A 23,625-nucleotide genomic window follows, 5' to 3' on the forward strand; every position below is an offset into this window, starting at 1 on the left:
ACGTGTGGGAGCAAAAGCTGCCATTCACCGTTCCACTTTGGCGAGAGCCCGAACAGTTGGATGAGGGGCGTAATCTCGAATCACAAGCGTGGGCCAAGCCAAAGCGCTCTCACTCCTTGAGTTTAAGAGGGTTTGGCCATGTCTTCCTCTGTCGGCATCGATGTTTCCAGTGCCACACTTGCTGTTCACATCCGCCCTGAGGGGGTGAACTTCAGTGTTTCCAATGACTTGAAGGGATTCCAACTGCTCGTCGAAAAGCTTGGCGGGTATGCAGTTTCAATGGTCTTGCTCGAAGCTACCGGTGGCTACGAGTGCAATGTCCTCAAAGCGCTGCAGGATGCCGATTTTCCGGTTTGCCGGATCAATCCCAGTCGTGCCCGGGACTTTGCCAAGTCGATGGGTAAACGCGCCAAGACCGATCCCATTGACGCAGCTGTTTTGGCTCACCTGGCTGAAGTTATGCCCCCACGGCCTTGCCAGGTGATGACACCCGAGCGGGCCTTGCTGCGCGAACTGCTTATGCAGCGGGATCGCTTCGTCCAACAGCGCGACGATGACAAGCGGCGCCTGAAGCAGGCGCGGGCTCCCAGTGTTTGTTTGCGGTTGGAACAACACATCGCCTATCTGAAGGGTGAAATTCGAGCGCTGGAACAAGAGATCGCACAGCAGGCAGCAGCTTTGCCTGATGACCGGGTTAAACAGCTCACTCAAGTCAAAGGAATTGGTCTGATTACTGCCGGAAAGCTGATGGCCTTGCTGCCAGAGCTGGGCCAGGTGGATAAGAAGGAAATTGCCGCCTTGGTCGGTGTTGCGCCGTTCAACCAGGACAGCGGCAAGCAGTCGGGCAAGCGTTCAATCTGGGGGGGGCGCTCACAAGTCAGGCGGGCGCTCTATATGGCCTGCTGGGTGGTGATACGGCACAACAAGGACTTCTGCGAGCGCTACAAAGCACTGCGAGCCCAGGGGAAGTGCGCGAAAGTATCGGTGGTGGCGTGTATGCGAGTATTGATAGTGAGGCTAAATGCGATGCTCAAGACCGGAACGCCCTGGAAGGAGCAAATAGCTCATTCGTAGGAGCAAGCCTTGCTGGCGATGCCCGGCACAGCCGGGCCTGGGGCGCTACGCGCCCCATCGCCGGCAAGGCCAGCTTCCACAAGAAGACAGTTGCTCCCACAGGAAGCCCACAGTATTCGAACCCTGTGGAGTACCTGTGGGAGCGGCCCGCGAATGGGCTGCGTAGCAGCCCCGGCACTCTCAGCCTTCAGGCTTCGGCGCTGGCTGCCACAACACCTCGGCAACCCCCTGCCGCCGCCCAATGATCCGTGCCGCCACGAACAGCAGGTCCGATAGCCGGTTGATATACGCCAACCCCACCCCCTCCAGCGGCTCCACTGCATTCAGCTGCTGACACCGTCGCTCCGCACTGCGCGCCAGGCAACGGCACACATGCGCCTGCGCCACCAACGCCGAACCACTGGGCAGGATGAAATTCTTCAACGGCCCCAGCTCCTCGTTCCACAGGTCGATTGCCGCTTCCAGGCGCTCCACTTCGGCCAGGTTCAATGCCTGGTAACTGGGCATTGCCAGTTCGCCGCCGAGGTCGAACAAGCGGTGCTGACAGGGGGCCAATACATCGTTTACCTCAGCCAGCCCCTGCTCGGTCAGCCCCGCCAACAGCAGGCCCAGTTGACTGTTGAGGCTATCCACCTCGCCAATGGCTTCGATACGCGGGTGGTCCTTGGGCACCCGGCGTCCGTCGCCAAGGCCGGTTTCGCCTTTGTCGCCAGTGCGGGTGTAGATCTTCGACAGGCGGTAGCCCATGTCATGCCTCCGTGGTGTTCGGTGCCGTCGCTGCCGGCTGGCCGAGGGGCAGGCGCAGGGTGAAGCAGGTGCCCTGGCCGGGCGTGGACTGCACCTCCATCTGCCCCTTGTGGTTGTTGGTGATGATGAAATACGAGACCGAAAGGCCAAGGCCGGTGCCCTGGCCAATCTCCTTGGTGGTGAAGAACGGCTCGAAGGTGCGCTTGCGCACGGCTTCGGGCATGCCCACGCCGTTGTCCTCGACCTGGATTTCGGCCCAAGGCGGGTTGAGCCGCGTGCGCAGGATAATGCGCCCAGGCTCGCTGGGTTGCGGGCGCTGGTGGATCGCCTGGGCGGCATTTTTCAGCAGGTTGAGCAGCACCTGCTCCAGTTCGTTGGCGGTGCACGGCACCGGCCCGAGGTGCGGGTCGAACTGGCGCACGATCGCCTGGCCCTTGAAGTCGAAGCCGATGGCCAGGTCGAAATCGTTGCTGGCGATTTCCACGGCCTGGTCGATCAGCGCCGGCAAGTCGCAAGGCGCCAGCTGGCGATTGCTGCGGCGGCTGAAACTGAGCATGTGGGTGACGATTTTCGCAGCGCGTGCACCGGCCTGCTGAATCCCGTCGAGCAGCTGTGGCACTTCGCGGCTGGCCAGGTAACGGTTGACGGTGGGCAGGTCGATGCCAAGCTCCTCGGCCTGCTCCTGGTTGCGTGGCAACTCCGGGGACAGGCGCCGACGGATATTCTGCACATTGTGCAAAATGGCCCCCAGCGGGTTGTTGATCTCGTGGGCCATGCCCGCGGCCAGGCCACCTACCGAGAGCATCTTTTCCGATTGCACCATCATCTCTTCCAGGGATAGGCGCTGGGTGATGTCATCGATGCGGATCACCACGCCGCGACCGCCCCCGCCCATCAGTGGATAGAAGGTCAGGGCATAGTGGCGCAGGTCATCGTCCTTGGGCCAGGTGACCCGCTCGATCTTCGCCACCCGGTGTTTCTCCACGGTTTCCTTGAGCTGTGGCAAAAATGGCTTGAGCGGCTCGAAGGCGATGAAGATCGGCTGGTTCAGCGCCTCGTCCAGCGGCGTCCCGGAGAGCATGGTGGCTTCGTGGTTCCACTGGGTGACATAGAGTTGCTCGTCGAGGGCGATCAGCGCCGAGGGCATGGAGTCGATGATGCTGTTGAGGTAATTCTGGAAGCCCGTGAGTTTTTTCTCGATCTTGCTGCGCACCTGGACTTCCAGCTCCAGCTTGCGGTTGGTATGGCGGGTTTCTTCGGCCAGGCCCTGGGCCTGGTCATAGGCCGTCTGGAATTCATCGCGGGTGCGCTTGAGTTGCTGCTCGCGGGCTTCGATGCGCGAGAGCATGGTGTTGAACGCCTCGGCCAGGCTGCCGATCTCGTCGTCGTTGCCGCGCCGGGCACGCAGGGCGTAGCTCTCTTCGCGGGTGACCTGGCGGCTGAGCTCTTCGAGCTGGTTGATCGGTTGGGTGATCAAGCGCTTGATTTGCCGGGCGACGACAATCCACAGCAGGATGCTGAACACCAGAATGCCCAGGCTGGCGCTGAGCGTGCCGGTGTAGAAGGCTGTCGGCAGCTCGCTGCTGGACACCAGCAGCAGGTGCGCTGGCGGGTTGGCATCGCGCGGTATGCGTATCAGCTGCGTGCTGCGAAACTCCATCAGGCGCCAGCCGTCGATGTTGCGAAAGCGCTTGGGCAGTGCCAACGGCTCGCCGTGCTGAAGTTGTGCAAGTATGCGGCCGTCCCCACCGTAGACGGCGGCGGCGCGCAGTGGCGTGTAGCTGTCCAGCTCCTTGAGCAGGGCGTTGGCGGTTTCCGGGGTGTCGCCTGCACGGGCCGACAGCTGCGGGTTGGCTATCAGCCGGCCGATGGTCTGCAGGGCCTGGGGCGCCATGCTTTCCTGGGTGATCCAGTAGGCGGCGCTGATGAAGGTCAGGTTGGCCACCAGCAAGATGGTCACCAGCAGCACCAGCAGGGCCGCCAGCAGCTTTTGCCCGACCGGCAGGTTTTCCAGGCGTTGGCGCAGGGTCATGGGCAAGGCAATGTCCGTATCCGGTTGAAAGGGCCAGCGTCAGGCACTGGGCAAGCCACGTGCCTGCAGGTTATCGACCAGGCGCCGGTGCAGGTGTTCCAGTTCCGGCAACGGCAGGCCATGACGCTCGCCGACGCGGCACACATGGCCGAGCAGGTAATGGACCTCGGTACGCCTGCCAGCGCGCACATCCTGGTACATGGAAGAGTAGTTGGCGGCGGTGGCGAGGATTACCCGTTGTACTTCTTCGTCCAGATCTTCGGCAGCCTGGGGTTGGCCACAGCGACGCAGCAGTTCGCCCAGTTCGTCGCACAGGGCGGTCACTTCAGCCAGGTGCTCGAGCAGGCCGCCATTGCGACAGTCGTGCAGCACGGTCAGCGGGTTGATCGCGCAATTGAGCGCCAGTTTGCGCCACAGGCGGGTGAGGATATCCACGGTCCATTCGGCCGGGATGCCGGCATCGTGCAGGTCATCGAACCATGCCGGGATCCCGGGCTTGAGTGGGTCACCCAGCCAATTGAAGCCGTGACCGGCAAAGCGCACCTGCCAGTCATCCTCGCGAAAAGCCCCTTCGGTGCTGGAGGCGAAGATGCAACGGGCATGGGGCACCTGGTCAGCGACTTCGTCCTGGCTGCCAAGGCCATTTTGCAGCAGCACCAGCTCTGCGCCCTCGGCCAGCCGCGGCGCCAGGCGCTTGATGGCCGGCGCGGCGTCATAGGCCTTGCAGGCTACCAGCAGGCGGTGGATCGGGCCGTGGGCGTCGGCTGTTTCGGCAGGGATCGCGTAGTGCCTGGACGTGTCCTGTTCGACCAGCGTCAGGCCGCCCACCCGTTGATAGGCCTGCAGCCGCTGCTCGTCGCGCAGGATCAGACGTACCGCCTTGCCAGCGCGCGCCAGGCGGCAAGCCCAGAGGCTGCCCAGGCTACCCGCGCCGAGAATATGCCAGGTGCTGCTCATATGCGTTTCGCAACCCGTTATAATGAGCCCGCATTTTAACCGTCTAACTCAGCGTGCTCCATCTTCAGGCCGAGCGCGCTTTTATTTTTGGAGAATACCCATGCCTTCGTTCGACGTGGTATCGGAACTGGACAAGCACGAAGTGCAGAACGCTGTAGACAACGCCGTCAAGGAACTCGATCGCCGTTATGACCTCAAGGGCAAGGGCAGCTTCGAGTTCAAGGACAAGGATCAGACCGTGCTGCTGACCGCCGAGGCCGAGTTCCAGCTTGAAGCGATGCTCGAGATCCTGCGCGGTGCCCTGGTCAAGCGCAAGATCGACGTCAAATGCCTGGAAGCCAAGGATGCCTACGCTTCCGGCAAAGAAATGAAACAGGAAGCCAAGTTCCGCGAAGGCATCGACAAAGAGCTGGCCAAGAAGATCGTTGCGCACATCAAGGATGCCAAGCTCAAGGTTCAGGCTGCCATCCAGGGTGAACAGGTACGTGTCACCGGCAAGAAGCGCGACGACCTGCAAGAGGCGATCGCCGCCCTGCGCGCCAAGGAATTCGACATGCCGCTGCAGTTCAACAACTTCCGCGATTGATCCGGGCGTTGTCAGGAACCTCGATGGCGCAATGATGTCCATGGGGGCCATGGCCGCGCAAATGCTGCGGCCAGTTTTACCGTGTACATGCCGTTCGGCATCAGGAGATGAACATGGATTTGAACGCTGAAGTCGATCAGCTGGTCCGCCAATCGCAGACCTGGGTCCCTTTGATCATGGAATACGGCAGCCGTGTGTGCCTGGCGTTGCTGACCCTGGCCATCGGCTGGTGGATCATCAACAAGGTCAGCGCACGCCTGGGCAAGCTGGTCGGCCTGCGTAATGCCGACCTGGCGTTGCAGGGGTTCATCAGCACCCTGGCCAATATCATCCTGAAGATCCTGCTGCTCGTCAGCGTGGCGTCGATGATCGGCATCGAGACCACCTCCTTCGTTGCCGCTATCGGTGCTGCTGGCCTGGCCATTGGCCTGGCGTTGCAGGGCAGCCTGGCGAACTTCGCCGGTGGCGTGCTGATTTTGATGTTCCGCCCGTTCCGCATAGGCGACTGGATTGAAGCGCAGGGTGTCAGCGGCACCGTGGACAGCATCCAGATTTTCCATACCGTGCTGCGCACCGGTGACAACAAGACGGTGATCATGCCCAACGGCAGCCTGTCCAACGGCATCATCACCAACACCAACCGTCAGCCGACCCGTAAGGTGGTGTTCGACGTGGGCGTGGATTACGAAGCCGACCTGCAGAAGGCGCGTAATGTGCTGCTGGAGCTTGCGCAGGACCCGCGCGTGCTGGCAGACCCGGCACCGCAGGCGGTGATTTCGACGCTGGGCGACAGCTCGATTACCGTGTCGCTGCGCATCTGGACCAAGACGTCCGACTATTGGGATGTCATGTTCATGCTCAATGAGCATGCCCGTGACCGGCTCAAGGCAGAGGGCATCGATATTCCGTTCCCGCAGCGGGTGATTCGCGTGGTGCAGGAAACGGCTACTCAATAACACCGCATTGTAACTGGGGCCGCTGTGCGCCCCTTTGCGGGCAAGCCCGCTTCCACAGGGATAACACCGTACTTGTGGGGGCGGGCTTGCGCGCGAAGGGGCGCACAGCGGCCCCAGCTTTTTCCGGCCCCATTACACTTGTTCACAGCCAAGCCCTGATATTTCTGGCATATAGCCTGACCCCACCTGCCTTTACCCGAAACCTGCCATGAAACCACTGCTGTACATCACCCCCCTTCGAGCGCTGCTGTTCGGCCTCACCCTGGCCCTGTTCGAGCTGCTCACCTACCTGGCCAGCGACGCCGTCATGCCGGCCATGCCCGTGGTAGTAGGCGACCTGAACGCCAGCCCCGAATACATCCCCCACGCCCTGAACCTGTACCTGCTCGGTGGCGTGGTCCTGCAGTGGCTGATCGGCCCACTGGCCGATCGCTATGGCCGCCGCCCACTGCTGTTGGGCGGTTGTGTGTTCTTCGGCGTGGCGTGCCTGGCGACCTTCTGGGTGAACGACATCGGCATGTTCAACCTGCTGCGCCTGTTGCAGGGCATCGGCCTGGGCTTTGTGGTCACGGTCAGCTACCCGGCCCTGAACGAGGCCTTCAGCGAAGCCGACGCGGTGCGCATGATGGCCCTGTTGGCCAACATTGCCCTGCTGTCGCCGCTGCTTGGCCCACTGGTGGGTACCTTGCTGCTGCAATGGCTGGACTGGCGCTGGCTGTTCGTGGCGTTCGCCATCGGCGCGGTGCTGGCCTGGGTGCTGTTGTACCGGTTGATGCCAGAAACCCTGGGCGTGGAGCGCCGCGACGGTTCGAAGCTGCCGTTTACGCCGATCCACTTGCTGCCACTGTTGTCCGGCTACGGTCAATTGCTGGCCAACCGACGCTTTGTCGCCGGTAGCGCGGCCCTTGGCCTGGTCGGTCTGCCCTTGATTGGCTGGATTGGCCTGTCGCCGGTGCTGCTCATCCATGATGAAGGGCTGAGCACGATGGAATATGCGCTGTGGCAGCTGCCGGTGTTTGGTGGGCTGATCCTCGGCAATCTGATCATCAACCGCATTGCCGACCGTTACCCGCTGCCGGCGCTGGTACGTGGCGCACTCTGGCCCTACCTGGCCGGCCTGTCGCTGATGGTGCTGGCGACCTGGTTCTGGCCGAGCGTGACCAGCGTGGTTGCCGGCATGTCGCTGTATGCCTTGGGGCTGGGCGTTGCCAACGCCGTGCTGTACCGCATGACGCTGTTCTCCAGCGAGCAAAGCAAGGGGTTGGTCTCGGCCATGCTGGGGATGATCACCATTGCCTTGCTGGGCCTGGGAGGGGCGCTGCTAGCGATGATCGGGGCGGGGGCCAGTTTGTTGCACTTCGCTTTGGCAGCCAGTGTGGCGGGTGCGCTGGCGCTGTGGCCGCTGTGGTTTGTGGTAGGCGGCCGGTCTGGCGAAGGGGCTGTGGCTCAGTAGCTTTCATTGGCCCTGTCGCCGGCATGCCGGCGACAGGGCCAATACAGGCACCGTAATACCCTCAGGGCCGCTCGGCCGCTGGGTTCTCTTCGGGCACCGGCTTGCCGCGCCCGGCTTCCTGACGCCACTGCAGGGCGATCAGGATCAGCGTCGGCACACCCAGCAGGGCAGTGATCAGGAAGAAGTCGTGGTAACCGAACTTCTCCACCATGACCCCCGAGTAACCCCCGATCAGCCGTGGCAGCAGCAACATGATCGAGCTGAGCAGTGCGTACTGGGTGGCAGAGAACTTCAGGTTGGTCAGGCTCGACAGGTAGGCGACGAACGCCGAGGTGGCCATGCCGGAGCTGAAGTTGTCCAGCGAGATGGTGACCACCAGCATGTCCAGGTTCGGGCCCATGTCGGCCAGCATCAGGAACAGGATGTTGGTGGCCGCCGATGCCGCGCCGCCGATGAACAGGATCGGCATGATGCCGAAGCGCACGATCAGCAGGCCACCGGCCCCGGCGCCGACCAAGGTCATGATCAGGCCGAAGATCTTGCTGACGCTGGCAATCTGGTCCTTGGTGAAGCCCATGTCGATATAGAACACGTTGGCCATCACCCCCATGACCGTGTCCGACATACGATAGGTGGCGATCAGCCCGAGCAGCAGCAGGGCTTGCCAGCGGTAGCGGGCAATGAAGTCGTTGACCGGGGTCAGCACCGGCGCAAGGCCGCGGCGGCCCATGGTCGACAGGCAGGCCCAGGTCAGCAGCACGTACAGAATCAGGCGCAGGAAGGCGCGGTCTTCCAGCAGCAGGTCGAGTGGCGTCGCGTCGCCGAAGATCACGCTGGCCCAGTCGGTATTGAACAGCTGGGTGAAGCTGGCAGGTACCGACACCAACAGCACGATCAGCACGAACACCGACGCCAGCTGGTGCACCAGGCCATAGCGCGCCGCCGACAGCTGGGTACGCAGCGGTACCGAAGGTTCACGCATGACCAGGGTGGTGAAGAGCGCGGGCAGCATCAACAGGGCAAACATGATGTACGTGCCGGCCCAGGCCTTGTGCAGGTAGCTGAAACCGGTGGAGCCGAACCATTCGGCGAAGAACAGCGCGCCTGCAGTGGCAAGCAGCGCCGCCACCCGGTAGCCGGCCATGTAGCTGGCGGCGAGTGCGGCCTGACGCTGGTCGTCGGCAATTTCGAGGCGATAGGCATCGACGGCGATGTCCTGGGTCGCCGAGGCAAATGCCACGAGAACGGCCAAGGCAATCAGCCATGACAGGTGTTGCTGTGGGTCACACAGGCTCATGCCGACCAGGCCGATCACCACCAGCGCCTGCGACAGCAGCAGCCACGAACGGCGGCGGCCCAGGCCGCCAAGCAATGGCAGGCGCCATTGGTCGAGCAATGGCGACCAGACCCATTTGAAGGCATAGGCCAGGCCGATCAGGCTCGCGTAACCAATGGTCTCGCGGGCCACGCCTGCTTCACGCAGCCATACCGAAAGGGTCGAGAACACCAGCATGTAGGGCAGGCCGGCGGCGAAGCCGAGCAGCAGAAGTACCAGGGTTGACGGGCTGGCATAGGCAGCGAGCGCAGCGCGCCAGGTTTTACGGGGCATGGGCCAACATCTGCCTCAAGTTTTCGAAAACAAAGCGCGCACTCTAACCGCTGTGCTCCATCGGGCGCCAGCCATGGCGCGTCATATCCACACGATTATTGGTCACATTAACGCCTTCTGCGCGCAACCGCGCCCGTTGTTCGTCGCCTGACGGGGTGCCCAATGCCAGGCTCAGGCGCCCGCCAGCAGCCAGTACGCGGTGCCAGGGCAGGCGGGTGTCTGCGGGAAGCTGGCCGAGGGTGCGGCCAACCCAGCGTGCCGCGCGGCCAAGGCCGGCCAGCTCGGCGAGCTGGCCGTAGCTGACCACCTTGCCTTCGGGCACTTGCCCGAGCACCGAATACAGCGCCGTTCGTCGGGCTTCTGCGGTTTCCTGGGCGTGCTCGTATGCCTCTGACATCAGTGCCCCCGTGCCCTGTGGATGAAACCGGACCAGCGGAAGGGGTAAATGAGAGTTGAACTCAACGGCATGCGCTCGGTCTTTCCTTGCTCTGGTTGTCGGTATCTGGATAATGCCCGGCTTTTTTCGTCGAATCGAACCCATAGTCCGCTTATGTATTCTAGATCGTTGTTGTGCCTGCTAGCTGCTTCCCTGTGCGCCGCGCCCGCGTTTGCCGACACCGTGTGGATGAAAAACGGTGACCGCCTCAGTGGCAAGATCAAAGTCTTCGACGGCGGCAAACTGCTGCTGGAGACCCCTTATGGCGGGTCTATCGCGCTGGACTGGAAAGAAGTCCAAACCCTGGAAAGCGACCAGGAAATGCTGGTCAAGCAGGACGCCTACAGCGGCGAGCGGGCCAAGTCGCTGAAGGCCGCCGAAGCCGGCAAGGTCACCCTGGCCAATGGCGAGGCGCCCAAGACCGTCGACCTGGCCAGCATCGAGCAGATCATGAAGCCCAAGCCTGTGGTTGAGGACCTGGTCTGGAAAGGCAATGTCGATGTCGCCCTGGACTACAAGCGTGCCGAGAATGACACCGACGACTACGACGTCAGCTTCAAGACCACCGCCCGTCACGGCCGCTGGCGGCACAACGCCGAGGGCGAATACAACCGCGAGACCAAGGACGACGTCACCACCACCGACAACTGGAGCGCCGAGTACGCGCTGGACCGCTTCATCACCGAGAAATGGTTCTGGCAGGGGCGCATGGAGTACAAGCGCGACCGCATCGAAGACCTGGCACGCCAGCGTACTGTGGGTACCGGCCCGGGCTACCAGTTCTGGGACGACGAACTGGGCGCGTTCTCGCTGGGTTCGCTGGTCAACCGTACCGACTTCGAATACCAGGATGGCGCCAAGGACAACTTCTATTCCGCAGCGGTCAAGTGGGACTACACCCGCTACCTGATCGGCAAGAACGTGCAGTTGTTCACCAATGGCGAACTCGCCAAGCCGCTGGGCAACGTGGCCGACTACTCGCTGGATGCCGAGGTTGGCCTGCGCTACAAAGTCACTGAATGGGCCTCGCTCAACCTCAAGGCGGAGAAGGACATCATCAGCGGCACACGTGACAGTGACCTGGACAAGACCCGCTATACCGCAGGCTTTGGCGTGACCTGGTAACGTAGGCGCAAGGGTGAAGCCACCGGTGGCAGCGGCGGGTGATTATGCTTATCTTGTCACCCATTCAGTCCGCTGCCAGGAGCGCCTTTCGTGAGTACCAAAGCCATCCGCCCCGCCCGGGAACTGCTGCTCAAGGAATACCGCGGCGTGCTCTCGACCCATTCCAAGTCCATGCCCGGTTTCCCGTTTGGCTCGGTCGTGCCGTATTGCCTGGATGCGCAGGGCAACCCTCTGATCCTCATCAGCCGCATCGCCCAACACACCCACAACCTGCAAAAAGACCCTAAGTGCTCGCTGCTGGTCGGTGAACGCGAAGCAGAGGATGTGCAGGCGGTCGGCCGCCTCACGGTGATGGCCGAAGCGCACAAGGTGGTGGATGACGCCGCCATCGAAGCTGCGGCCGAGCGCTACTACCGGTACTTCCCCGACGCTGCCGACTACCACAAAGCCCACGACTTCGACTTCTGGGTGCTGCAGCCGGTGCGCCACCGCTACATCGGCGGCTTTGGCGCCATCCACTGGCTTGACCATGTGACCTTGGCCAACCCGTTCGCGGGCAAGGCCGAGGCCAGCATGATCGAGCACATGAACAGCGATCACGCCAATGCCATCGCCCACTACGTCGAACTGACCGACCTGCCAGGCACTGTGCCTGCGCAAATGGTCGGTATCGACAGCGAAGGCATGCACTTGCGCATTGGTCAGGCGGTGCATTGGCTGCCATTCCCGAGCCCGTGCAATACGCCGACACAAGTACGCGAAGCCCTGGTATTGCTGGCGCGTGCCGACCAGTGGCCGGTTGCTGCTGAAGTCGAGGGTTGAAATTGGGAGCACGCGCATCCATCTGAGGTCTTATTGGAAGGTTCTCTTCCGTCGAGGAATCTTTGATGCGTGCTTTTCTACTGTTGTTTCTGCTTTTTCCTGTGCTGGAGCTGTTTGTCTTCGTCAAGGTCAGTGCGGCCATCGGGTTTTTCCCGGCGCTGCTGCTGATTATCGCTGGCTCCGCTCTGGGTGTGCTGGTAATGCGGGTGGCCGGGCTGGCCACCGCACTGCGTGCCCGTGAAAGCCTGCAGCGCGGCGAACTGCCCGCTGAGGACATGTTCCAGGGGATGATGCTGGCGGTGGGTGGCGGCTTGCTGCTGTTGCCGGGTTTCATCAGCGATGTGCTGGGCCTGATCTGCCTGTTGCCGTTCACCCGTCACCTGGCCGCGCGCAAGATGCGCCAGCGTGCCGAGGAGCAGGCCATGCGCCAGCGGGCGTTTCAGGACGATCCGTTTCAGGCGCAGCCACCTCGTGATGCCGGCCACCGGCCAAATGTGATCGAGGGCGAGTACGAACGTCGCGACAAGTAACAATCCGGGGCCGCTTTGCGGCCCCGGCTCTATCTCAGGTTCATCCGCTAATGAAAAAATTTCCGTATCAAGCCTTGTAATTGCATATGGCGGCCTCATGTATGGGTCACCGCAAGGTTTCTGGTGGCGACACCAGACATAACTCAGGTGGTTCGCCCCGCGCGGGCCACCCCCGGCAACGCCGGACCGCATCAACCCGCCGGTGTCGATACCGGCCGATGAAAACCACAATTTGGGAGAGATCGACAATGAAGCTTCGTCCTCTGCATGACCGCGTAGTCATCCGTCGCAGCGAAGAAGAATCGAAAACCGCTGGCGGTATCGTCCTGCCGGGTTCGGCCGCTGAAAAACCAAACCGCGGCGAAGTTGTCGCCGTCGGCACCGGTCGCATCCTGGAAAATGGCGAAGTACGCGCGCTGGCCGTGAAAGTGGGTGACAAAGTGGTTTTCGGCCCTTACTCGGGCAGCAACACCGTGAAAGTCGACGGCGAAGACCTGCTGGTAATGGCCGAGAACGAGATTCTCGCCGTTATCGAAGGCTGATTTCCCCGATTTCCCGTTATTCCAAAGAATTTCAAGGATTAAACGATCATGGCTGCTAAAGACGTAAAATTCGGCGATTCCGCCCGTAAAAAAATGCTGGTTGGCGTCAACGTTCTGGCTGACGCGGTAAAAGCGACCCTGGGCCCGAAAGGCCGCAACGTGGTCCTGGCCAAGAGCTTCGGCGCACCGACCATCACCAAGGACGGCGTTTCCGTTGCCAAAGAAATCGAGCTGAAAGACGCCTTCGAAAACATGGGCGCCCAGCTGGTCAAGGAAGTCGCTTCCAAGGCCAACGATGCAGCCGGTGACGGCACCACCACCGCTACCGTTCTGGCTCAAGCCATCGTCAACGAAGGCCTGAAAGCCGTCGCTGCCGGCATGAACCCAATGGACCTCAAGCGCGGTATCGACAAGGCCACCGCCGCTGTCGTTGCCGAGCTGAAAAACCTGTCCAAGCCATGCTCGGACTCGAAAGCCATTGCCCAGGTTGGCACCATCTCTGCCAACTCCGACACTTCCATCGGTGAAATCATCGCCGAAGCCATGGAAAAAGTCGGTAAAGAAGGCGTGATCACCGTTGAAGAAGGCTCGGGCCTGGAAAACGAACTGTCTGTCGTTGAAGGCATGCAGTTCGACCGTGGTTACCTGTCGCCTTACTTCGTCAACAAGCCGGACACCATGGTTGCCGAGCTGGATGGCCCGCTGCTGCTGCTGGTCGACAAGAAGATCTCCAACATCCGCGAACTGCTGCCAGTACTGGAAGCTGTTGCCAAGTCCGGCCGCCCACTGCTGATCGTTGCAGAAGACGTCGAAGGCGAAGCGCTGGCTACCCTGGTAGTCAACAACATGCGCGGTATCGTCAAAGTTGCTGCGGTCAAGGCACCAGGCTTCGGCGACCGCCGCAAGGCCATGCTGCAGGACATCGCTGTCCTGACCGGCGGCCAGGTCATCTCCGAAGAAATCGGCCTGTCCCTGGAAACCGCTACCCTGGAGCACCTGGGTAACGCCAAGCGCGTCATCCTGTCCAAGGAAAACACCACCATCATCGACGGTGCTGGCGTTGAAGACGACATCCAGGCACGCGTCAAGCAGATCCGTGCCCAGATCGAAGAGACTTCCTCGGACTACGACCGTGAGAAGCTGCAAGAGCGTCTGGCCAAACTGGCTGGCGGTGTTGCCGTGATCAAGGTCGGTGCTGGCACCGAAGTCGAAATGAAAGAGAAAAAAGCCCGCGTTGAAGACGCCCTGCACGCTACCCGTGCAGCCGTTGAAGAAGGCGTGGTGCCTGGCGGTGGTGTTGCCCTGGTGCGTGCTCTGAACGCTATCGTTGACCTCAAAGGCGACAACGAAGACCAGAACGTCGGTATCGCGCTGCTGCGTCGCGCCGTTGAATCGCCGCTGCGTCAGATCACTGCCAACGCCGGCGACGAGCCAAGCGTTGTGGCCGACAAGGTCAAGCAGGGTTCGGGCAACTTCGGTTACAACGCTGCTACCGGTGAGTACGGCGACATGATCGAGATGGGCATCCTGGACCCAGCCAAGGTCACCCGTTCGGCCCTGCAAGCTGCTGCTTCGATTGGCGGTCTGATGATCACCACCGAAGCCATGATTGCTGATGCCCCGAGCGATGCTCCAGCTGGCGGCGGCATGCCAGACATGGGCGGCATGGGTGGCATGGGCGGCATGATGTAAGCCAGCCTTACCCCCTGCACCATCAAAAAGCCCCGGTTCGTGAGAACCGGGGCTTTTTTTGTGCTTCGGTGCCGATCATTGGGGCCGCAAAGCGGCCCCTCGCTCAGGCAACACTGCCCTCAACGGCCGGCGCTCCAACCCGCCCTCGCCGATACAGAACCAGATAATACGATCCCAACCCGATCAACCAGCAGAACACCGCCGTCCACACGTTGTGCGACAAGAAGTGCGCGCCCTGCATCATCCGCCCGGCCGACAGCACCGAACCGGCTATCACCGCCACCACCAGCGCCACCCTGGCCAGCCGCGGGCGCCGGTCGCGCAGTGCGAAGAACAAGGCGAACAGGCAGAAACCGGTCGCGGCATGCCCCCCCGGCCAGCACAGGCCAGGCTTGTCGGTGGCAGGGCGTGCCTCCAGCAGTTTGCTGTAGGTTTCCTTGCCACCGAACTGGCTCAGGCTCCAGGGGCACTGCACCTGAGTGACCTTTTTCAGCGGTGTGACGAATGCCGTGGACACACTCAGCGCCAGCACCAGGCAGCCCAGTTCTCGGCGCCAGCCGAACAAGCGCGCCCAGAAGAAGCTCAGGGCAAATGTCAGCAGTGCCAACAGCCCCAACAGGATCACCACCTGCTTGACCCCGTCATGCAGTACGTTCTCCAGCAAGTAGCTGTGACGCCCGATGAATTGCCCGGCGGCCGGGTCGAAGAACAGGTTGGCCACGTCCATGTCGACCGATGTCAGCTCTAACAGGATCAAGGCCACTGCCGTCACCAGCGGGATGCCCAGGTACAGCCAGAGATTGATCGGCCGAGGGCGGGTACGTGCGTGCATGGCGACTCCAGGGGAAAAAAGATCGGGCATTATCGAGTGGCCGCTATCCTGTGTCCGTGAAGGATCAGTGAAAAAACTGTCAACTCCGGCGAATTTCGCCTGGGGGTGGCACAGTGCAGGCATTGGCCTTAAGCTGCGCCTGCCGCGCACCACAGCGAAGCGCCGCACAAGGAGACCCCGATGCGCATTCTATTGGTTGAAGACAACCGCGATATCCTTGCCAACCTGGCCGATTACCTGGGCATGAAAGGCTACACCGTCGATTGCGCCCAGGACGGCCTGTCGGGCTTGCACCTGGCCGCCACCGAGCATTACGACCTGATCGTGCTCGACATCATGTTGCCCGGCATCGATGGCTATACCTTGTGCAAACGCCTGCGCGAAGACGCTCGGCGTGACACTCCGGTGATCATGCTGACCGCTCGCGATCAACTGGACGACCGCCTGCAAGGCTTCCGCTCCGGGGCCGACGATTACCTGCTCAAGCCTTTTGCACTGTCAGAGCTGGCCGCCCGTATCGAAGCGGTGCTGCGCCGCGCCCAGGGCGGTGGCCGTCGCACCTTGCAGGTCGCCGACCTGAGCTACGACCTCGATACCCTGGAGGTCACGCGTCAGGGGCGCCTGCTCAAGCTCAACCCGGTCGGCCTCAAGCTGCTTGCCGTGCTGATGCAGAAAAGCCCGCACGTACTGCGTCGCGAGGTACTGGAAGAGGCCCTGTGGGGCGACGACTGCCCTGACAGCGACAGCCTGCGCAGCCATGTGCACCAGCTGCGCCAGGTGATCGACAAACCGTTCGAAAAACCGCTGCTGCATACCGTCCATGGCGTCGGCTATCGCCTCGCCGAGGGCCGCGATGGAGTTTAAGCAAAGCCTTGCCCAGCGCATCATCATCGCCTTTGCGTTGATGAGCGCGCTGGTCGCCGGCGCCTTCGCCTTCGGCATTGTCGCCACCGTGCACCTGGTTGAAGAGCGGCTGATTTCCACGGTGCTGGGCGGCGATCTGCAACGCCTGCTGCGCATGGACAGCGTGAGCGACTGGAGCCATCGGCCGCGCCCTGACCAGCTGTTCTACTTCAGTGGTGGGCGTGACGATTTCGAGTTGCCCAAAGACTTGCGCCATCTCAACAGCGGTTTCCATGAAGTGTTTCGCGACCAGCTGTCGTACCACGCGATGGTCGAGATCGTTGACGGTCGCCGTTACGTGCTGCTGCAGGACCAGAGCGATTTCGAAGAGCGCGAGCGCGTGCTGTTCGCGGTTGTCGTCGTGGGCTTTGTGCTCAGCCTGGTACTGGCCGTCATCCTTGGCTGGCTGGTGGCGCGCAGGGTGATGGCACCGGTGATCCGCCTGGCGCGTCAGGTACGCCATCGCGACCAGTTGCTCGGCCTGGCACCGCCGTTGGCACCCGATTACGCGGCGGACGAAGTGGGCCAGTTGGCGGTAGCCTTCGACGATACCCTGGGCCGCCTGCGCGATGCCTTGACCCGTGAGCGGTTGTTCACCAGCGACGTCAGCCACGAACTGCGCACCCCGTTGATGGTGCTGGCCACCTCGTGCGAGCTGCTGATGGAAAACCAGACCCTGGACCCGCGTGCGCGTAGCCAGGTCGAGCGTGTTGCTCGGGCTACTGAAGAAATGCGCGAGCTGGTCAAGACCTTCCTGATGCTCGCCCGTGCCCAGCGCGACGAGGGTGCGGTGGCCTCGCAGGCGACCTTGCGCGAGGTTGCCGACGAACTCACCGGCGTCTGGCGCGATACCATCGAGCAGAAGGGGCTGACCCTTTATTTCGATGGGCGCGTCAGTGCAAGCCCGGTGCTGTACAACGCCACCTTCCTGCAATCGGTGATGGGCAACCTGCTGCGCAATGCCGCGCACTACACCGACAGCGGTTACATTCGCCTGAGCCTTGAAGCGAATGGGTTCAGTGTTGAGGACAGTGGTGTGGGCATCCCCGAGGAGCAGCGCGAGGCGATGTTCAAACCGTTCGTGCGCGGTGACGAACGGCGCGGCGAAGGGCTGGGCCTGGGGCTGTCGCTGGTGCAGCGTATCTGTGACGATCAGGGGTGGCGTGTCACCCTGACATCGACCTTGCCGCACGGCTGCCGCTTCCAGGTGGACCTCAGCAAAAGTGTGGAGAAGGCTGACCCTTCGGCGCTTGTCGAGTAATGATTTGTAATACCTATCGAAAGAGCTAACACTTTTTTCACATTGGCATGACCTGATTCCAACGCTTGGTTACCTAAGGTGAGCGCACTGGAGTCAGGAGATGCCCAATGCGTAGCCCCATCAAGCTTGAATTTTCCGAGAAATACGACAAAGACCACGCGCGTGAGTATTTTCTCAAGCATCAGGATGGCCTGGCCCGACGCCTTTCCCATAAACGTGACGAGCAGCTGGCACGTCGCGCACTGGCCTTGGCCGGTGAGCCCGGCCTGGTGCTGGACCTGCCTTGCGGTGCCGGTCGCTTCTGGCCGCTGCTGGCGGAAAAACCCAATCGGGTGATCATCGGTGCCGACAACTCCGAGGCGATGATCGAGACAGCCTGTGCCGCGCAACCGCCAGAGGTGGTTGCACGGGTACGTCCCTTGCAGACGTCTGCGTTCGACATCGATTTGCCGGACAACTCGGTAGACAGCATTTTCTGCATGCGATTGTTTCACCACATTGGCGAAGCCGCCCACAGAAAGACTATTCTTTCGGAATTTCAACGAGTTAGCCGTGATAGTGTGATCCTGTCGTTGTGGGTGGATGGCAACTTCAAAGCCTGGCGACGGAAAAAGCTCGAGCAGCGCCGTAGCGCCAAGTCTGAACAGGACAATTACCAGAACCGTTTCGTGTTACCAGCAGACACGGTCGAAGAAGAATTCAAGGCAGCCGGTTTCAGAATTCAGGAACGCTTGGACTTCCTGCCGTTCTATGCCATGTGGCGAGTCTATGTATTGCGCAAGGGGTAGTGTTTGATGGCTGTAGCCCAGAATGGGGAGTCGCGGTTCGATTTTTACTGGCGCCAGCAGGGTGAATGGGTTGAGGAACCCAACCAGCGGCGTGGCGGCGAGAGTGGCGTGCAGCGCCTCAATGACGCCAGCGGCAAGCTGTTGTATGCCAAGCGCCAGGTCGGGCACATCTACCGCAGCCTGCTCCACCCCTTTGGCCGGCCGACCGTATTGCGTGAACTCGATGCGCTCAACAGCTTCGAGCAATTGGGTGTGCGTGTACCGCGCATCGTCTTTTGTGGTGCCGAGCGCGATGCCGACCATCAATGGCGGGCGCTGCTGGTCAGCGAAGCGCTGGATGGCTTTGTCGAACTCGACACCTGGCATGCCGAAGGTGCCCGCGAGCGTTATCCACAGGTGGTGCATGAGCGCATGCTCAAGGACCTGGCCGATAACCTGGCGCGCATGCACTTGGGGCATTGGCAGCACGGTTGCCTGTATGGCAAGCATGTCTTCATCAAGGTCATCGGCGAGGGCGAACAGGCCCGGGTCGAAGTCGCCCTGCTGGACCTGGAGAAGTGTCGGCGGCGCATCAGTTGCCAGCGAGCGGCAGGTAACGACCTGCGTCAGTTGCGCCGCCACTCGTCGTTCAATGACGCGGAGTGGCAGACATTGCTCTACTTTTACCAGATGGCGTTTGGCAGCGTTGTCAAAGGGTTAGGGCAATGAAACTAGAAATCGCTCGAGCTTTGTTCCTGGTGGCCGGGTTGGCCGTGACCACCGTGGCGGTGGCTGCCTGGGAAGAGCCGAAGCCGATGGTGTTCAGCAAGGCTGAGTTGGCGGACCAGTGCGCATTGCCACGGGTGGCAAAGCAGCAAGAACAGGCCAAGCCGGATCAGGACCTGTTGCTGTTCCTGTTCGGCATGCGTCAGGGGTTGCGGCCGTTCGGCTGAGCCCTGATTGAGTGGAAAAGCCAGAGGCCCTGCATGGCGGGGCCTCTGGCTTTCTTGTATGGCTGGTTCAGGCAGTCGACGTTTCCCTGGCCACCGTCTTGTGCGCCAGCAAGGTGTAGATACAAGGCAGTACGAACAAGGTAAACAGCGTCCCGATCGACATCCCGGTCGCAATCACCGTACCGATATCGAACCGGCTCACCGCGCCTGCGCCGGTCGCCAGGATCAACGGCACCATGCCAAACACCATCGCCGCCGTGGTCATCAGCACCGGCCGCAGGCGAATGGCGGCTGCTTGCTCGATCGCCTCACGCACATTCAGGCCTTTCTCTTCGCGCAACTGGTTGGCGAACTCGACGATCAGAATGCCGTGCTTGCTGATCAGCCCGATCAGTGTCACCAGCCCCACCTGGGTATAGATGTTCATGCTGGAGATACCCAGAAACAGCGGCAACAGCGCACCGCAGATCGACAGCGGCACCGTCACCAGAATCACCAGTGGGTCGCGGAAGCTCTCGAATTGCGCTGCCAGCACCAGGAAGATGATCGCCAGCGCCAGGCCGAAGGTCACCCACAGCGCGCTGCCTTCCTGGACGTACTGGCGTGCCACGCCGGCATAATCGAAGGCGAAGCCTTCCGGGGCCTCTTCACGGGCGATGTCCTGCACGGTCTGCAAGGCCTCGCCAAGGCTGACCATGGGCACGCCCTGGATGATCGCCGCGTTCAACTGCTGGAACTGGTTGAGCTGGCGCGGACGGGCGCGGTCGCTGAGGGTGATCAGGGTGGACAGCGGCAACAGTTGGCCCTGGTCGTTCTTCACGTAGTAGTTGTTGAGCCAGCCGGGGTTGTCGCGGTAAGGCCGCTCGACCTGGGCAATCACCTTGTAGCTGCGGCCCTCCAGGGTGAAACGGTTGATTTCCCCCTCGCCCAGCAAGGTCGCCAGGGTGCCGCCCAGGGCGTCCATCGAGACCCCCATCTGCGCCGCTTTGGCCCGGTCGATATCGACCACCACCTCAGGTTTGTCGAAAGCCAGGTCGATGTCGAGGAAGGCGAACTTGCCCGATTCCTGGGCGCGTGCCTTGATACGTTGGGCCACGTCCAGCAACGCCGGATAATCCCCTGCGGTATTGATCACGAACTGGAACGGCAGGCCCTCGCCGGTGCCGGGCAACGACGGCAGGTTGAAACCGAAGATCTGCAGGCCGCCGATTTCTTCGAGCTTGGCCTGCACCAGCGGGAGCAGTTCCATCTGCGTACGCTCGCGTGCGTTCCAGGGCTTGAGCAAGAAGCCGCCGATGCCGCTCTGCACACCGTTGAAACCGTTGATCTGAAACGACGAGTAGTACTCGGGGAAGGTTTTGAACAGGGGGGTGAACTGGTCGGTGTAGGCATTGAGGTAGTCGAGGTTGGCTGTTTGCGGCGAGCTGCTCATCATGAAGATCACCCCTTGGTCCTCGTTGGGCGCCAGCTCGTTCTGGGTGAACTTGAGCAGCACCGGGATCAGGCACAGGATGATCACCGCGAACACCAGCACCACTGGCCGGCTTTCCAGGGTGGCGTGTAGCAGGCGCTGGTAGCGCACCTTGAGGCCCTCGAACAGCACGTCGAGGCGATGGGCAAGGCCCGTGGGGTTCTGTTCCTGGCGCAGCAGCAGCGCGCACATCATCGGTGAAAGGGTCAGGGCGACGATGCCAGAGATGATCACCGCACCGGCCAGGGTCAGCGCGAACTCCTTGAACAGCGCACCTGTGAGCCCGGTAAGGAAGCCGATAGGGGCGTACACGGCAGCCAGGGTGATGGTCATCGACACCACCGGCATGGCGATTTCCCGGGCACCTTCCAGCGCCGCATCGAAAGGCGTCTTGCCTTCCTCCATGTGCCGGTGGATGTTCTCCACCACGACGATGGCGTCGTCCACCACCAGGCCGATGGCCAGCACCATCGCCAGCAGGGTCAGCAAGTTCAGCGAGTAGCCCATCATCTGCATGAAGAACAGCACGCCGATCATCGACAACGGGATGGTCACCACCGGAATCAGTACCGAGCGCAAGGCGCCGAGGAACAGGAACACCACCACGATGACAATCAGCACCGCTTCGCCGAGGGTCTTGATTACCTCGTCGATGGAGGCCTGGATAAACAGCGTGGCGTCGTAGGCAATCGACACCTTCAGTGCCGAGGGCAGCTGGCTCTCAAGCTCCGGCATGATGCGCCGGACTTCCTTGATCACCTCCAGCGGGTTGGCGGCCGGTGTGGCCTTGATGCCGATGTAGACGGAGGGAATGCCGTCGAACGAGCTGACCGTGTCGTAGTTTTCAGCGCCCATCTCCACCCGTGCCACATCGCCCAACAGCACCCGGCTGTCGCCGCTGGTCTTGACCGGCAGGGCGGCGAACGCCTCGGCGGACTTGAGCTCGGTGCTGGCGTTGATGCTGGTGACCACGTACTCGCCCTTCACCTCACCGGCGGCAGAGAGGAAGTTGTAGCGGCGCACGGCGTTGGTCACGTCAGTTGCCGAGAGGCCGTAGCCGGCCAGTTTCACCGGGTCGATCCAGATGCGCATGGCAAACACCTGGTTGCCGAGAATCTCCGCTTCGGCCATGCCTGGCAGGGTGGCAAGCTTGGGCTGGATGACCCGTGACAGGTAGTCGGTGATTTGCGGGTTGCTCATCTCCTTGCTGTAGAAGCTGATGTACATCAGCGCCGAGGCATCGGCCGCCTCCTTGCTTAGCACCGGGTCTTCGGAATCTTGCGGCAGCTTGTTGCGCACCTCGTTGGCCTTGGCCAGCAATTCGGTGAACAAACGGTCGCTGTCGGCGCCGATGCGCGCATAGATGGAGATGATCGAGAAGTTCTGGCGGCTCACCGAGGTCATGTAGTCGATGCCTTCGGCGCTTGCCAGGCTCTGCTGCAACGGCTGGGTGATGTAACCCTGGATGGTTTCGGCGTTGGCGCCAGGGTACGCGGTGGTCACCGTGATCAGGGCGTTTTCCATCTGCGGGTATTGGCGGATCTGCAGTTTGCTCCAGGCCTGAAAGCCCAGCAGCAGAATCAGCAGGCTGACGACGGTGGCCAGGACCGGGCGACGGATGAACGGGTCGGTGAACGCCATGCCTGCCTCCTGTCAGTCGTTGTGCGGGGTGCTTTGATCAGGTGTGCCTTGATCAGGCGTGAGCGCCTTGTCCTGGCCGATGCGGATCGCCGCGCCGGGGGTGAGCTTGAGTTGGCCGGCGGTGACCACTTGCTCGCCAGCCTTCAGGCCCTTGCTGACCACCACCACGCCGTCGCGGCGCTCGCCGGTCTGCACGGTGCGCTGTTCGGCGATGAGCTGCGGTTGGCCGTCGTCGGTTTTTTCCGGGTTGCCATCCTTGTCCTTTTTGGCGGTGGCGACATACACCGAGTTGCCATAGAGGGTGTAGGTAATGGCGCTTTCCGGGACCACCACGCGCGGCTGTGGAGCGGGCAAGAGGATCAGCAGGTTGGCGAACATGCCCGGCAGCAGCTTGCCGTCAGGGTTGGCCAGGGTGGCGCGGGCCAGCAGGTTGCGGGTGCTTTCCTCGACCTTGGGGTTGATGGCGCTGAGGCTGGCGGGGAAGGTCTGGCCAGGGTAGGCGGCGACCTGGACCAGCACTTGCTGGCCCAGGCTCAGGTGGGGCAGGGCCTGTTCGGGCACATTGAAATCGACGTAGAGGCTGGACAGGTCTTGCAGGGTGGCGATCACCGTGCCGGCTGCCAGGTAATCGCCGACATCGACCTGGCGAATACCGATGGTGCCACTGAAGGGGGCACTGATGCTTTTCTTGGTCTTCGAGGCCTTGAGCTGATCGACTACTGCCTGATTGCGCCGGTATTGGGCGGTGAGGCGATCGTACTCGCCGCGGGAAATGGCCGAGTCGCCGACCAGCTGGCTGCCACGGCCGAAATCGACCTTGGCCAGGCCCAGGTCGGCCTGGGCGGTGCCGAGCAGGGCGGTTTCCTGGTCGTCGTTGAGTTGCAGCAGCAGTTGCCCGGCCTTGACCTTCTGCCCGGAGTCGAAGTGCAGGCTTTTGACGATGCCTTCGACTTCAAGGCTCAGCTCGACACCTTGCAGGGCCTTGAGGCTGCCGACGGCGGGCAGGCGCGCTTGCCACTGGCGTTCTTCGGCCAGTGCCGCCGACACGGTGATGGGCGGTTTGGGGGCAGCGAACACCTGGATCTGCTGGTATATCGAGAAGGCCTTGTAGCCCCCCAGTGCCAACACGATCAGCAGAACGACGGCCAACATGATGAGCATGCGGCGGCGCAGCATAGGTCCGGTTCCTTGGATGCGTGGTTGTTATTCGTATTGACACGACAACGGGCGATCCTG

At 61.9% G+C, this 23,625-nt stretch carries 22 protein-coding genes; 14 read left to right on the forward strand and 8 right to left on the reverse strand.

Annotation, left to right across the window (positions count from 1 at the left end; all coding sequences use genetic code 11):
- Positions 1-138 precede the first annotated feature (138 nt).
- Positions 139-1,074 (forward strand): IS110 family transposase, encoded by a 936-nt coding sequence (locus OGV19_RS00920; RefSeq protein ID WP_264309399.1) that lies wholly within the window; start codon positions 139-141, stop codon positions 1,072-1,074.
- A 180-nt stretch (positions 1,075-1,254) separates the two neighbouring features.
- Here the strand turns inward: OGV19_RS00920 and OGV19_RS00925 are convergent, their stop codons facing one another.
- From OGV19_RS00925 to OGV19_RS00935, 3 genes are read right to left on the reverse strand one after another with little or no spacing between them, the layout of a single operon-like run.
- Entirely contained in the window at positions 1,255-1,821 is a 567-nt protein-coding gene (locus OGV19_RS00925; protein WP_264311706.1) for a cob(I)yrinic acid a,c-diamide adenosyltransferase, read from the reverse strand.
- Position 1,822: 1 nt separating this feature from the next.
- Positions 1,823-3,853 (reverse strand): HAMP domain-containing sensor histidine kinase, encoded by a 2,031-nt coding sequence (locus tag OGV19_RS00930; protein ID WP_264311707.1) that lies wholly within the window; start codon positions 3,851-3,853, stop codon positions 1,823-1,825.
- A gap of 39 nt (positions 3,854-3,892) precedes the next feature.
- The gene (locus OGV19_RS00935; RefSeq protein ID WP_264311708.1) at positions 3,893-4,810 is read right to left on the reverse strand and encodes a putative 2-dehydropantoate 2-reductase; all 918 of its coding nucleotides are present in this window, start codon (positions 4,808-4,810) and stop codon (positions 3,893-3,895) included.
- 100 nt (positions 4,811-4,910) lie between these two features.
- Between OGV19_RS00935 and OGV19_RS00940 the strand changes: the two genes are divergently transcribed.
- From OGV19_RS00940 to OGV19_RS00950, 3 genes are all read left to right on the forward strand, one after another.
- Complete coding sequence (locus OGV19_RS00940) at positions 4,911-5,396, forward strand: YajQ family cyclic di-GMP-binding protein (RefSeq protein ID WP_264311709.1); 486 nt, start codon at positions 4,911-4,913, stop codon at positions 5,394-5,396.
- A gap of 113 nt (positions 5,397-5,509) precedes the next feature.
- Complete coding sequence (locus OGV19_RS00945) at positions 5,510-6,352, forward strand: mechanosensitive ion channel family protein (protein ID WP_264311710.1); 843 nt, start codon at positions 5,510-5,512, stop codon at positions 6,350-6,352.
- A 208-nt stretch (positions 6,353-6,560) separates the two neighbouring features.
- Positions 6,561-7,805: an MFS transporter gene (locus OGV19_RS00950; RefSeq protein ID WP_264311711.1), complete on the forward strand. Its 1,245-nt coding sequence runs from the start codon at positions 6,561-6,563 to the stop codon at positions 7,803-7,805.
- A gap of 61 nt (positions 7,806-7,866) precedes the next feature.
- Here the strand turns inward: OGV19_RS00950 and OGV19_RS00955 are convergent, their stop codons facing one another.
- Together OGV19_RS00955 and OGV19_RS00960 are read right to left on the reverse strand one after the other, a co-directional pair.
- Positions 7,867-9,414: an AmpG family muropeptide MFS transporter gene (locus tag OGV19_RS00955; protein WP_264311712.1), complete on the reverse strand. Its 1,548-nt coding sequence runs from the start codon at positions 9,412-9,414 to the stop codon at positions 7,867-7,869.
- Positions 9,415-9,457: 43 nt separating this feature from the next.
- Positions 9,458-9,811 carry an MGMT family protein gene (locus OGV19_RS00960; protein ID WP_264311713.1) on the reverse strand — a complete coding sequence of 118 codons (354 nt, stop codon included), beginning with the start codon at positions 9,809-9,811 and terminating at the stop codon, positions 9,458-9,460.
- Between the two features lie 153 nt (positions 9,812-9,964).
- Here OGV19_RS00960 and OGV19_RS00965 point away from each other — a divergent pair, with 153 nt between their 5' ends.
- The 5 genes from OGV19_RS00965 (at position 9,965) to groL (ending at position 14,561) form a co-directional block, all read left to right on the forward strand.
- Entirely contained in the window at positions 9,965-10,975 is a 1,011-nt protein-coding gene (locus OGV19_RS00965; protein ID WP_264311714.1) for a DUF481 domain-containing protein, read from the forward strand.
- Between the two features lie 90 nt (positions 10,976-11,065).
- The gene (locus OGV19_RS00970) at positions 11,066-11,797 is read left to right on the forward strand and encodes a HugZ family pyridoxamine 5'-phosphate oxidase (protein ID WP_264311715.1); all 732 of its coding nucleotides are present in this window, start codon (positions 11,066-11,068) and stop codon (positions 11,795-11,797) included.
- A 65-nt stretch (positions 11,798-11,862) separates the two neighbouring features.
- Entirely contained in the window at positions 11,863-12,327 is a 465-nt protein-coding gene (locus OGV19_RS00975) for an FxsA family protein (protein WP_264311716.1), read from the forward strand.
- 248 nt (positions 12,328-12,575) lie between these two features.
- The gene (locus OGV19_RS00980) at positions 12,576-12,869 is read left to right on the forward strand and encodes a co-chaperone GroES (RefSeq protein ID WP_012274036.1); all 294 of its coding nucleotides are present in this window, start codon (positions 12,576-12,578) and stop codon (positions 12,867-12,869) included.
- Positions 12,870-12,917: 48 nt separating this feature from the next.
- Positions 12,918-14,561, forward strand: a complete 1,644-nt coding sequence (gene groL, locus OGV19_RS00985) for a chaperonin GroEL (protein ID WP_264311717.1) — start codon at positions 12,918-12,920, stop codon at positions 14,559-14,561.
- A 103-nt stretch (positions 14,562-14,664) separates the two neighbouring features.
- On the opposite strand, the gene OGV19_RS00990 is transcribed toward groL, so the two are convergent.
- The gene (locus OGV19_RS00990) at positions 14,665-15,393 is read right to left on the reverse strand and encodes a phosphatase PAP2 family protein (RefSeq protein ID WP_264311718.1); all 729 of its coding nucleotides are present in this window, start codon (positions 15,391-15,393) and stop codon (positions 14,665-14,667) included.
- A gap of 180 nt (positions 15,394-15,573) precedes the next feature.
- Between OGV19_RS00990 and colR the strand changes: the two genes are divergently transcribed.
- The 5 genes from colR to OGV19_RS01015 all read left to right on the forward strand — a co-directional run bounded on the left by colR (position 15,574) and on the right by OGV19_RS01015 (position 19,277).
- Complete coding sequence (gene colR / locus OGV19_RS00995; protein ID WP_003255215.1) at positions 15,574-16,257, forward strand: two-component system response regulator ColR; 684 nt, start codon at positions 15,574-15,576, stop codon at positions 16,255-16,257.
- Positions 16,247-17,557: a sensor histidine kinase gene (locus tag OGV19_RS01000; RefSeq protein ID WP_264311719.1), complete on the forward strand. Its 1,311-nt coding sequence runs from the start codon at positions 16,247-16,249 to the stop codon at positions 17,555-17,557. Before colR ends, OGV19_RS01000 begins: the two co-directional genes overlap by 11 nt.
- A 107-nt stretch (positions 17,558-17,664) precedes the next feature.
- Positions 17,665-18,345, forward strand: coding sequence for a class I SAM-dependent methyltransferase (locus OGV19_RS01005; RefSeq protein WP_264311720.1), 681 nt, complete (start codon positions 17,665-17,667; stop codon positions 18,343-18,345).
- A 6-nt stretch (positions 18,346-18,351) separates the two neighbouring features.
- Complete coding sequence (locus tag OGV19_RS01010; RefSeq protein ID WP_264311721.1) at positions 18,352-19,053, forward strand: lipopolysaccharide kinase InaA family protein; 702 nt, start codon at positions 18,352-18,354, stop codon at positions 19,051-19,053.
- Entirely contained in the window at positions 19,050-19,277 is a 228-nt protein-coding gene (locus OGV19_RS01015; RefSeq protein ID WP_264311722.1) for a hypothetical protein, read from the forward strand. The genes OGV19_RS01010 and OGV19_RS01015 overlap by 4 nt, the downstream gene beginning before the upstream one ends.
- Positions 19,278-19,344: 67 nt before the next feature.
- Here OGV19_RS01015 and OGV19_RS01020 read toward each other — a convergent pair whose 3' ends face one another.
- Both OGV19_RS01020 and OGV19_RS01025 read right to left on the reverse strand, forming a co-directional pair.
- Entirely contained in the window at positions 19,345-22,389 is a 3,045-nt protein-coding gene (locus tag OGV19_RS01020) for a multidrug efflux RND transporter permease subunit (RefSeq protein ID WP_264311723.1), read from the reverse strand.
- A gap of 12 nt (positions 22,390-22,401) precedes the next feature.
- Positions 22,402-23,565 carry an efflux RND transporter periplasmic adaptor subunit gene (locus OGV19_RS01025; RefSeq protein ID WP_264311724.1) on the reverse strand — a complete coding sequence of 388 codons (1,164 nt, stop codon included), beginning with the start codon at positions 23,563-23,565 and terminating at the stop codon, positions 22,402-22,404.
- Positions 23,566-23,625 lie beyond the last annotated feature (60 nt).

Source organism: Pseudomonas putida (genome assembly GCF_025905425.1).
Taxonomy (GTDB): Bacteria; Pseudomonadota; Gammaproteobacteria; order Pseudomonadales; family Pseudomonadaceae; genus Aquipseudomonas; species Aquipseudomonas putida_AF.

What these genes read in the sequence shown, in the direction of transcription:
- OGV19_RS00980 (WP_012274036.1), top strand. Translation starts at nt 12,576, where the DNA reads ATGAAGCTTCGTCCTCTGCATGACCGCGTAGTCATCCGTCGCAGCGAA.
- OGV19_RS00960 (WP_264311713.1), bottom strand. Translation starts at nt 9,811, where the DNA reads ATGTCAGAGGCATACGAGCACGCCCAGGAAACCGCAGAAGCCCGACGA.
- OGV19_RS01010 (WP_264311721.1), top strand. Translation starts at nt 18,352, where the DNA reads ATGGCTGTAGCCCAGAATGGGGAGTCGCGGTTCGATTTTTACTGGCGC.
- groL (WP_264311717.1), top strand. Translation starts at nt 12,918, where the DNA reads ATGGCTGCTAAAGACGTAAAATTCGGCGATTCCGCCCGTAAAAAAATG.
- OGV19_RS00945 (WP_264311710.1), top strand. Translation starts at nt 5,510, where the DNA reads ATGGATTTGAACGCTGAAGTCGATCAGCTGGTCCGCCAATCGCAGACC.
- OGV19_RS00925 (WP_264311706.1), bottom strand. Translation starts at nt 1,821, where the DNA reads ATGGGCTACCGCCTGTCGAAGATCTACACCCGCACTGGCGACAAAGGC.
- OGV19_RS00955 (WP_264311712.1), bottom strand. Translation starts at nt 9,414, where the DNA reads ATGCCCCGTAAAACCTGGCGCGCTGCGCTCGCTGCCTATGCCAGCCCG.
- OGV19_RS01020 (WP_264311723.1), bottom strand. Translation starts at nt 22,389, where the DNA reads ATGGCGTTCACCGACCCGTTCATCCGTCGCCCGGTCCTGGCCACCGTC.
- OGV19_RS01025 (WP_264311724.1), bottom strand. Translation starts at nt 23,565, where the DNA reads ATGCTGCGCCGCCGCATGCTCATCATGTTGGCCGTCGTTCTGCTGATC.
- OGV19_RS01015 (WP_264311722.1), top strand. Translation starts at nt 19,050, where the DNA reads ATGAAACTAGAAATCGCTCGAGCTTTGTTCCTGGTGGCCGGGTTGGCC.
- OGV19_RS00920 (WP_264309399.1), top strand. Translation starts at nt 139, where the DNA reads ATGTCTTCCTCTGTCGGCATCGATGTTTCCAGTGCCACACTTGCTGTT.
- OGV19_RS00935 (WP_264311708.1), bottom strand. Translation starts at nt 4,810, where the DNA reads ATGAGCAGCACCTGGCATATTCTCGGCGCGGGTAGCCTGGGCAGCCTC.
- OGV19_RS00965 (WP_264311714.1), top strand. Translation starts at nt 9,965, where the DNA reads ATGTATTCTAGATCGTTGTTGTGCCTGCTAGCTGCTTCCCTGTGCGCC.
- OGV19_RS00930 (WP_264311707.1), bottom strand. Translation starts at nt 3,853, where the DNA reads ATGACCCTGCGCCAACGCCTGGAAAACCTGCCGGTCGGGCAAAAGCTG.
- OGV19_RS01000 (WP_264311719.1), top strand. Translation starts at nt 16,247, where the DNA reads ATGGAGTTTAAGCAAAGCCTTGCCCAGCGCATCATCATCGCCTTTGCG.
- OGV19_RS00950 (WP_264311711.1), top strand. Translation starts at nt 6,561, where the DNA reads ATGAAACCACTGCTGTACATCACCCCCCTTCGAGCGCTGCTGTTCGGC.
- OGV19_RS01005 (WP_264311720.1), top strand. Translation starts at nt 17,665, where the DNA reads ATGCGTAGCCCCATCAAGCTTGAATTTTCCGAGAAATACGACAAAGAC.
- OGV19_RS00990 (WP_264311718.1), bottom strand. Translation starts at nt 15,393, where the DNA reads ATGCACGCACGTACCCGCCCTCGGCCGATCAATCTCTGGCTGTACCTG.
- OGV19_RS00940 (WP_264311709.1), top strand. Translation starts at nt 4,911, where the DNA reads ATGCCTTCGTTCGACGTGGTATCGGAACTGGACAAGCACGAAGTGCAG.
- OGV19_RS00975 (WP_264311716.1), top strand. Translation starts at nt 11,863, where the DNA reads ATGCGTGCTTTTCTACTGTTGTTTCTGCTTTTTCCTGTGCTGGAGCTG.
- colR (WP_003255215.1), top strand. Translation starts at nt 15,574, where the DNA reads ATGCGCATTCTATTGGTTGAAGACAACCGCGATATCCTTGCCAACCTG.